Consider the following 9,032-nt stretch of genomic DNA (forward strand, 5'->3'; position numbering starts at 1 on the left):
CAACGCGTTCAAACGGGTGACCTCCCATTCCACGGGGCGTCAACCATGGCATGGCTGATACGGGTACAGAGACGGGCATGGTTCTCGACGGCGATTCGCAGGCGCTGAGCGCCTGGGCGCACGACAACGATCGCGGGCTGGCGCTCGCGGCCGATGGCGCGTGGGCGGATGCGGCCGCAGCCTTTCAGGCGGCGGCCGACGCGCTGGCGCAGGATCTGCCGCTCCGCCCCGCCACGCATGAGCCGCTCGCGCTGGTGCTCGGCAACCTCGCCCACGCCTGCTTCAAGGCGGGGCGTACCGACGAGGCGCTCCAGCACGCGCAGCGGACCTGTGCGCTCCGCGTCGCCATTGCCGGTGAAGATGGCATGCCCGTCGCCCGCGCCCGCATGGATCTCGCCGTGATGCTGGCCTCCTGCGGCCGCGGCGAGGAGGCGATGACGCTGGTGCAGCGCGCCATCGCCACCATCGAGCACCGCGTGGGCGACGAAGATGCACGCCTGGCCATCGTGCTCGAGAACGCGGCGCGCATCGCGCTCGCGTTGGGCTCGCCGTCCAACGCCGAGCCGTTGCTGCTGCGCCTGCATGCGCTGTTGCACGCCCACGAGCTCTCCACCGGCCGCGCCGACAAGCTGCTGGCGAAAGTGGCCGAAGTGCGCGAGCAGCAGCGGGTGGCGCCACGTACGCGCACGCCCGCACCACGCCTGGCGACCCCGACCAGCGGCGCCATGTTGCAGCGCGTGGCGGAAACCATTGAGCTCCGCCGCCTGACGCTCGACGATCTCGAGCCGCTCGACGAACCCACGCCGCCCTCGGTGATCGCCTTCGAGACGCCGGGGTCGTCCGACGCGCTCGATGTCCGCGAGTATGCGCACGCGAGCATCGAGACCGCCGCCCCGTGGGAAGAGGGACCGGTGATTGAACGGCCGCCGATCGCCGAACCGGTAGTCAGCGCGGCGCCGCGCCATGCGGTATCACCGGTGTTTCGTGATCTCGATCGCGGGCCGACGATTGCGATGCCGACGCCCGATCGCGGCGTCCGCACGATCGAGACGCCATCCCGCGCCCCGCGCGCCGTCGTCCGTGACGAGGCGCCCTCCCGCCGCGAGTCACCCGCGGAGATCCCCGCACCGCGCGCGGCCAAGGCGCCGGCACCCGAGGGTAAATCGGGGGTCTATCTGCCGATGATTCTCGGCACCGTGGCCGCCGTGGCGGCCGGCGCCGGTGCGGTGTGGTGGTTCATCCTGCGGTGACTCCGCAGCGGCTCAGCACAGAACCGACCCGTTCGCGGCGCAGCTCAGTTCTTGTGACGGAAGGTGATGCGGCCGCGCGTGAGATCGTACGGCGAGACTTCCACAGTGACGCGATCACCGGCGAGGACGCGAATGCGATTCCGTCGCATGTTGCCCGCCAACGTGGTGAGGACTTCATGCCCGCTCGGAACGGTGACCCGGAACGTCGCATTTGGCAGCAACTCGGTTACTGTCCCCTCGAGTTCGATCGCGTCCTGCTTCCCCATGTATGTGCGGATCCTGTGCAATCGGTGATGTCGGCTCGGACCAGATTCCGGCCAAGACCCCCGGAATTTATAGCGTCCCTGGCGCGTTCAGCCAGCGACGTCACGGGCTGCTGGCCGTGAGTCGCGATCCATGAGCCGCTCTGTTTTGCTGGTCGGCCCGGGATGGCTGGGCGGCCCCACGGCGACGCTGCTCGCCGCCCAGGGGGCGCACGTCTTCACCCTCCAGCGGTCCGAGCACGCCCCGCCAGCCGGGTGCACCGCGGTGACCGGCCACCTCGAGACGGCCGCGCACGACGACGCCGTCCTGTCGGCGGTCTCGCGCACGGTGGATCACCTGGTCGTCTGCGTCTCCCCGTCGCGCGCCCGCGGCGACGACTACGGGCTCTATCCGGCCGCGGCCGAAGGCGCGGCCGCGCTGGCCGAGGTGCTCAGCTGTCGCTCCATCGTGTGGGTCTCCAGTACCGGCGTCTATGACCGCCAGGACGGCAGCGTGGTGACCGAGCAGACGCCGCTCCGCCCGGCGGACGTGCGGGTGCAGGCGCTGGCCGACGCCGAGATGTACATCGCCCGGGCCGCCAATCCGCGTATTCCGCGGGTCGTGCGCATTCTGCGCGTAGCGGGGCTCTATGGCCCCGGTCGCGACCCCGCACCTCGGTTCATCAGCGGCGCCACGCCGCCCGACATCTGGTGCAACTTTGCCTGGCGCGACGACGTGCGCGACGCGATCGCGCACCTGCTCGCCACGCCCCCCGAGGCGGCGGTGGAGATCTTCAACTGCGCGGATGGGCATCCGGTGCAGGCCGGCGAGATCACGCGGGCCCTGACGGGCCGGGCGCCGTCGGCGACGACGGCTCCCACCGATGGCCCGGTGCGTTCCGGCCGCAGCAACCAGCGGATCGTGGTGGACGCCCTCAAGGCGACCGGGTGGAGCCCGAGCATGCCCACCGTCTTCGACGGGCTGCGGGCGCTTGGCCACCGCATCGCCTAGCCCGATGGCCAGCACCCTGCCCTATGGTCCGCAGTCGGCGGCGGTGCGGGCCATGCTCGTGCAGCTGGCGGGTCTGGGGGCGGCCGATCGCGCGCGCGTCGTCGCCGCGCACACCGCGTTGTGCACGACCCGCGCGTGGGTCACCGCCGAGCGCCAGCTGGCCGAGACGATGGCGCGCAGTGACCGCGAAGCCTATCGCGAGGCGCTGAGTGGCCCGCTGCTGCAGCTGGTGCGCGTCCCCGATGCGCCGACGCCCCAGACCGAGGAGGAGGCGTTGGCGACGCTCGATCCGGTCGCGGAGCCCGCGCTGGCCGCGCTGCTCGCGGTGTTGGTGCAGGACCTGCTGCCGCCCGACACGGTGCGCACTCTGTGCGCTCCGTTCGCCGACGTGCTGTCGGCTACCAGCCCCGTCAGCTGACGGTGTCGGCGCGCGGTTCGGCGGCGAGCTGAAAGCGCGGGATGACGGCCAGAAAGCTCGACCCGTCGTCGCGGACGAAGCGATAGGTCCCCTCCATCCACCCGTTCGGGGCCTTGAGCACGCAGAAGCTGCGATACTCGTGCACCTGTCCCGGCAGCAGGTGGGGCTGTTCGCCTACGACCCCTTCGCCTTCGACCACCGTATCGCCAACCGCCTCGTCGTGAATCAGCCAGCGGCGCGTGCGCAGCTGCGCCGCCTGTTCGCCGACGTTCTCGATGCGGATGTGATAGGCGAAGACGAACTGCCCCAGAAGGGGGTTCGAACGCTCGCGCAGATACGACGGGCGCACCGTGATGCGGATGCCCGACGTCATGCGATAGTAGAATGGAATCCGTTCAGCGCCCATCAGAACGGCCTCGGCTCGCTGGCGATGTCGCGGTCGGCGTGGGGAGCGTGATCGTCACCGGCTGACTCTCGGCCCCCACGCGGTTCACCGAGCTGACGGTGGCGGCGTTGGCCGCCAGATCGCGCGGCAGCGCCCACCGGTCCGTCGTTCCCGGTAGTACCATGGTAATCCAAGCCGTGTCGGTTCGCAGCCTCACCACCCACTGCCAGGGGGCCGGTTGCCCCGCCAACGGCAGCCGCAGTTGCCAGTTGGCCCCGCTCCGCTCCGCCTGCGGAGCCGGCCGCGGGGGTGCGGGGGCCCGCAGCCACGGCGTCGCCGGCACGAGAGCGGGCTCCGCATACGGCCCGGTGGCCAGCACTTCGTTCATCCCGGCCTGATCGCGCAGGAACGAGGTCATGCTGAAGTGCACGTTGCCGGTGGCGCCGCTCTGCAGACGGGTCAGGCGGATCTGCTCGACCAACTCACTTACCGGGAACGCCGTGGACCCGCGGCCACCGGCCAGCGAGGTGAAGTTGCCGGGCCAGAGATGGCGCGCCTGCACGTTTTCCGACGCCCACCAGTTGAGCAGCACCGGATACGACTGCTGCGGCCGCGTCGTGGGCCAATACAGCTGGGGCGTGAAGTAGTCCACCCACCCTTCGCGCAGCCATTTGCGCGCGTCGGCGTAGAGCTTCTCGTAGGCGTCGAGTCCGCGCACGGACTCCGGGTAGCCCGGCCGCCAGATGCCGAACGGGCTCACGCCGAAGCGAACCCACGGCTTCGTTTGGTGAATGCCGTCGTGGAGCGCCTCGACCAGCTGATTGACGTTCTCGCGGCGCCAGTCGGCGCGTGAGAGCGTGCCGCCGCTCTTCTTGTAGCGGAGCCAGCTCCGTTCATCGGGGAACGCGATGGGCCGTCCCCGCCGCGTGGTTTCGGGATACGGATAGAAGTAGTCGTCGATATGCACGCCATCGACGTCATAGCGCTTGACCACATCGAGCACGACCTTGAGCGTGCGCGCGCGCACCGTCGGCTCCCCGGGATCCATCCAGAGGTACTTGGCGTAACGCTTCACCACCGCCGGGTTGGTCTTGGCGATGTGGTTGGCCGCGAGCGGCGAGCGGCCATCGGTGTTGCGGGCGCGATAGGGATTGAACCACGCGTGCAGCTCGAGATTGCGCGCATGCGCCTCGCGCACCGCAAACTCGAGGGGATCCCAATACGGATCGGGCTTCTTGCCCTGGGTGCCGGTGAGATACTCCGACCACGGTTCGATGCTCGACGCGTACAACGCATCGCCCGAGGGGCGCACCTGAAAGATCACGGCATTGAGGCGCAGGGCCGCGGCGCGATCGAGCAGGGCGATCAGCTCGGCCTGCTGCTCCGCCGTGGAGAGCGTGCGCTTCGAGGGCCAGTCCATGTTCCCCACGGTCGCGACCCACACGCCGCGAAACTCCCGTGGGAGCGGCGGCGCTTCCGCGGGCACGACCGGCCGCGCCGGGGCCGGCGCCGGGCGCGCCGTTCGCGATGCGGTCCGCGGCGCGGGTGGGACGGCCGAGATGACGGAGTCGCGCGCCGTCGGCATCGGCGCATCCGGCCCCGTTACCGGCCGCGGCCCGTGACAGGCGAGCGTGACAGCCGCGATGGTCGCGGCCGTGAGGCGGATGCGCCGCCCCGCGAGCCGCGAGGTCGTCACGCGGACACCGCCTCCGTGGCGAGTTCCGCCGTCATCGCCGCCAGGACCAGCCCGGCCCCACGCGCCGCTTCCGCGATCCGTTCGCCCGACTGAATGAACGAAATACGGAAGAACCCTTCCCCGCCCGCGCCGAAGCCGGAGCCGGGCATGGCGATCACCCCCTGCTCCTCGCGCAGACGATCGCAGAACGCCGCGCTGGCGATGCCCTCGGGGAGCGGAATCCACAGGTACATCGTGGCGCGTGGCGTCTCGCAGGTGAACCCGTTGGCGCGGAACGCGGCCACGGAGGCATCGCGCCGCTCCTTGAAGACGGCGAGGTTCTGCGGCACGAACTCGGCCCAGCTTTCGATCGCCGCCACGCCGGCCTTCTGGATGCCCATGAACTGCCCGGTGTCGGTAAACGACTTCACCTTGGTGAGCGCCCCAGCAATCTCCGGCTTGGCGACGGCCCAGGCACAGCGCCACCCGGTCATGTTGTACGTCTTCGACAACGAGTGGAATTCGATGGCCACGTCGCGAGCGCCGTCGATCTCGAAGATGCTGGGCGGGACATACCCGTCAAAGCCCATCTCCGAATACGCGTTGTCGTACACGAGCAGGATGTCGCGGTCCCGGCAGGTGCGAACCACCCGCTCCAGATAGTCCCGCGGCGCGATCGCCGCCGTGGGGTTGTTGGGATAGTTGAGGTACACGACGCGCGTGCGCGCCATCACCTCCGCCGGGATCTCGTCGAGCTCCACGAGAAAGTTCGTGCGCGGACGCAGCGCATAGACATACGGCGTGGCATCGCTCATCAAGGTGCCACCCAGATACGCCTGGTAGGCCGGATCCGGAATGATGGCCGCATCGCCCGACCCGAGATAGGCAAAGGCGATGTGGGCCAGCCCTTCCTTGCTCCCGAGCAGCGGGACGATCTCACTCATCGGATCAACGCGCTGCCCGAACCGCGTCTGCATCCACGCGCTGATGGCTTCGCGGAAGGGCACGTGCCCAAGCGCGAAGCCGTAGCGCGACATGGCCGGCTCGGCCGCCGCGTCCTGCAGCGCGGTGATGGCGCGCGCCGGCGGCGGGAGATCGGCATCACCGGCACCGAGGTCGATCACATCGACGCCGGCCGCGATGAGGGCCTTCTTGCGCGCGGGGATGTGCGCCAGCGGATACGCGGGGAACTGCGAGAAACGCGTGGAGAAGCGAGGCATGCGAAACGGATCAGGGCGCCGGCGGACTGAACGCACCATGCTGCGTCTCAATCCAGCTCTGGTGATACTTCGGATCTTCAATCGCGAGCGCCGCCTTGGCCACCTTGAGCGGGCGGAAGCTGTCCATCATGACCGCCAGCTCGTTGGTGTGCGTGGCGCCAATGCTCGCCTCGGCACGGCCCGGATGCGGCCCGTGCGGCAGGCCATCGGGATGATGCGTGATCGACCCGTACTCGATCCCCTTGCGGCTCATGAATTCGCTCGAGGCGTAGAAGAGCACCTCGTCGGAGTCCACGTTGCTGTGATTGTAGGGCGCGGGAATCGCCCGGGGATCGAAGTCGTACGGCCGCGGGCAGAAGGAGCAGATCACGAAGCCATCGCCCTGGAACGTCTGGTGCACCGGCGGCGGCTGGTGAATGCGCCCCACGATCGGCTCGAAGTCGTGGATGTTGAACGCCCACGGATAGAAGTAGCCATCCCAGCCAACGACATCGAACGGATGATGATCGAGGACCAGCTCGTGCAGGCCGTTGTACTGCTTCACGAGAATCGGGAACTCGCCGCGTTCATCCACCGGCGTGAGCGTCTGCGGCCGACGGATATCGCGCTCCGAGTACGGCGCGCCCTCCAGGAGCTGCCCGAACTCGTTGCGATAGCGCTTCGGCGAGCGGATGTGCCCCGCGCTCTCCATCACGAGAAACTTGCTCGCGCCCTTCGAGGCATCGAGGCGCCAGCGATGCGTGATGTTGCGGTGGATGACCACGTAGTCGCCGGGCTGATACGGCAGATTGCCGTAGACCGACTCGAGCACGCCGTGCCCCTCCACCACGTACACCACTTCGTCCGCCTGCGAGTTGCGGTAGAAGTGCGTGTCCTGACGGTCCGGCTCGACCCACAGCATCGCGATATCGCTGTTGAACAACAGCGGGATGCGATCGAGGGTGGGTGAGCCCCCCTTCACCGCGCGCGACGTCAGAAAGTGGCGATGCCGCAGCGACGTGTCGGTATCCTCTTCCCACACGATGTCACGCACCTTGCTCGCCCGCAGCACGGTGGTCGGCGGATGGATGTGGTACAGGAGCGAGGAGGTCCCCACGAACCCTTCGTGCCCCATCAGCTCCTCGGCGTACAGCCCGCCGTCGGGGCGTCGGAAGACGATGTGCCGCTTGCGCGGCACCTCGCCCATCAGGTGATACATCGGCATCTCAGAGATTCCCTCGCAGCGCCTGCTCGCGCTCGATGCTCTCGAAGAGCGCCTTGAAGTTCCCCTTGCCGAAGCTCTTCGCGCCCTTGCGCTGAATGATCTCGTAGAAGAGCGTCGGGCGATCCTCCACCGGCTTGGTGAAGATCTGGAGGAGATAGCCGTCCGGGTCGCGATCCACGAGAATGCCGAGCTTGGCGAGTTCGGCCACCGGTTCGTCGATCGTGCCGACGCGGGCCTGCAGCTCATCGTAGTACGACGTAGGCACCGAGAGGAACTCGACGCCGCGGTCCTTGAGCGCCTGCACCGTGGTGAGGATGTCATCGGTCGCCAGCGCGAGATGCTGCGCGCCCGGGCCCCGATAGAAATCCAGGTACTCCTCGATCTGCGACTTCTTCTTGCCGCTGGCCGGCTCGTTGATCGGGAACTTGATCTTGTCGTTCCCGTTGGCCATCACCTTCGACATGAGCGACGAATACTCGGTGCTGATGTCGCTGTCGTCGAAGGTGATGAGATTGCGGAAGCCCATGACATCGGCGTAGTAGCCGACCCAGCGGTTCATCTGCCCGAGCTCCACGTTGCCCACGCAGTGATCGATGTACTTGAGCCCCACATCCGCCGGCTGATAGTGCGGCGTCACCGGCACGAAGCCCGGCAGGAACGTCCCCCGATAGTTCCGGCGCTCGACGAGGCTGTGGATGGTATCGCCGTAGGTACCGATCGCGGCAATGATCACCTCACCATCGGCGTCCTGATGCACTTCGGGCGGATGGATGCCAATCGCGCCGCGGGAGAGGGCGGTCTCGTAGGCGAGGCGGGCGTCGTCCACCCACAGGGCATAGTCCTTCACGCCGTCGCCATGCTGATGCACATGCGCGGCGATGGCGGAGTCAGGCGAGATCGCCGTCGTCAGGACGAGCCGGATCTTCCCCTGCTGCATGAGGTAGCTGGCGCGGTCGCGCGTGCCCGTCTCCGGGCCACGGTAGGCGACGAGGCGATAGCCCCACGCGCTGCGGTAGTAATGACTGGCCTGCTTGGCATTGCCGACGAAGAACTCAACGTAGTCGGTGCCATTGATCGGAAAGGCATCCTGCTCGATGCCGGTCTCGGGAGCGGTCAACGTGGCCATGGGCACACCTGAGGTGGGAAGTAGTCAGCTGGATACACCGGGAACGCGGCGGTGACCCGCCGGTGGCGATGCCAGGACCCCTCAGATGTGCGAACGCGGAAGCGCGCCAATCCAGGCGCGCTCCCGCTGGTCCTCCGAGACGGCGATGGAGATCATACCGACAATCTAGTGCGATTCCGGCACGGTGGCCTCCCGGACGACGGTCGCCGGCCTACTGCTTGGCGATGATCTGATCCTTGATTTTGTCGTAGAGCGCCTGCGTCAGGATCTTCTTCTGGACGAGCTGCAGCTTGTTGGCGTACGGGCGGCCGCCGATGATCTTGGCGGAGAAGGCCTTCCCGATCCCCGGGATGGCCTCGAGCTCGGCCGCCGTGGCCGAGTTGATGTCGATCTGCTTGGCGGCCGCGGCCGGCGCGGCGATGGCCATCGCCCGCCTGCGTGACCCGGCCTGGCGACGGGGAGCACTCCGCCTGGCGTTGGCCGGCTGCACGCTCATCGCG

At 68.3% G+C, this 9,032-nt stretch carries 10 protein-coding genes; 3 read left to right on the plus strand and 7 right to left on the minus strand.

Features of this window, described 5'->3' with window-relative positions; all coding sequences use genetic code 11:
• Positions 1-50: 50 nt before the first annotated feature.
• Positions 51-1,250: a tetratricopeptide repeat protein gene (locus tag K2R93_16440; protein MBY0491426.1), complete on the plus strand. Its 1,200-nt coding sequence runs from the start codon at positions 51-53 to the stop codon at positions 1,248-1,250.
• Positions 1,251-1,294: 44 nt separating this feature from the next.
• On the opposite strand, the gene infA is transcribed toward K2R93_16440, so the two are convergent.
• On the minus strand, positions 1,295-1,516 hold the full coding sequence (gene infA / locus K2R93_16445) for a translation initiation factor IF-1 (protein MBY0491427.1): 222 nt from the start codon (positions 1,514-1,516) through the stop codon (positions 1,295-1,297).
• A gap of 130 nt (positions 1,517-1,646) precedes the next feature.
• On the opposite strand from infA, the gene K2R93_16450 reads away from it, so the two are divergent.
• Positions 1,647-2,504 carry a hypothetical protein gene (locus tag K2R93_16450; GenBank protein ID MBY0491428.1) on the plus strand — a complete coding sequence of 286 codons (858 nt, stop codon included), beginning with the start codon at positions 1,647-1,649 and terminating at the stop codon, positions 2,502-2,504.
• 4 nt (positions 2,505-2,508) lie between these two features.
• Positions 2,509-2,922, plus strand: a complete 414-nt coding sequence (locus K2R93_16455; protein ID MBY0491429.1) for a hypothetical protein — start codon at positions 2,509-2,511, stop codon at positions 2,920-2,922.
• Here K2R93_16455 and apaG read toward each other — a convergent pair.
• The 6 genes from apaG to K2R93_16485 form a co-directional block, all read right to left on the minus strand.
• Complete coding sequence (gene apaG, locus K2R93_16460; GenBank protein ID MBY0491430.1) at positions 2,915-3,328, minus strand: Co2+/Mg2+ efflux protein ApaG; 414 nt, start codon at positions 3,326-3,328, stop codon at positions 2,915-2,917. The two genes, K2R93_16455 and apaG, sit on opposite strands and share 8 nt — an antisense overlap.
• Positions 3,318-4,892 carry a family 10 glycosylhydrolase gene (locus tag K2R93_16465; protein ID MBY0491431.1) on the minus strand — a complete coding sequence of 525 codons (1,575 nt, stop codon included), beginning with the start codon at positions 4,890-4,892 and terminating at the stop codon, positions 3,318-3,320. Before K2R93_16465 ends, apaG begins: the two co-directional genes overlap by 11 nt.
• A gap of 107 nt (positions 4,893-4,999) precedes the next feature.
• The gene (locus K2R93_16470; GenBank protein ID MBY0491432.1) at positions 5,000-6,202 is read right to left on the minus strand and encodes an aminotransferase class I/II-fold pyridoxal phosphate-dependent enzyme; all 1,203 of its coding nucleotides are present in this window, start codon (positions 6,200-6,202) and stop codon (positions 5,000-5,002) included.
• A gap of 10 nt (positions 6,203-6,212) precedes the next feature.
• The gene (locus tag K2R93_16475; protein ID MBY0491433.1) at positions 6,213-7,406 is read right to left on the minus strand and encodes a homogentisate 1,2-dioxygenase; all 1,194 of its coding nucleotides are present in this window, start codon (positions 7,404-7,406) and stop codon (positions 6,213-6,215) included.
• 1 nt (position 7,407) lies between these two features.
• The gene (hppD, locus tag K2R93_16480; protein MBY0491434.1) at positions 7,408-8,532 is read right to left on the minus strand and encodes a 4-hydroxyphenylpyruvate dioxygenase; all 1,125 of its coding nucleotides are present in this window, start codon (positions 8,530-8,532) and stop codon (positions 7,408-7,410) included.
• Positions 8,533-8,743: 211 nt separating this feature from the next.
• Positions 8,744-9,032 (minus strand): helix-hairpin-helix domain-containing protein (locus K2R93_16485; GenBank protein MBY0491435.1); only part of this gene is annotated, 289 nt, incomplete at its 5' end.

The organism is Gemmatimonadaceae bacterium (assembly GCA_019752115.1).
Classification (GTDB): domain Bacteria; phylum Gemmatimonadota; class Gemmatimonadetes; order Gemmatimonadales; family Gemmatimonadaceae; genus Gemmatimonas.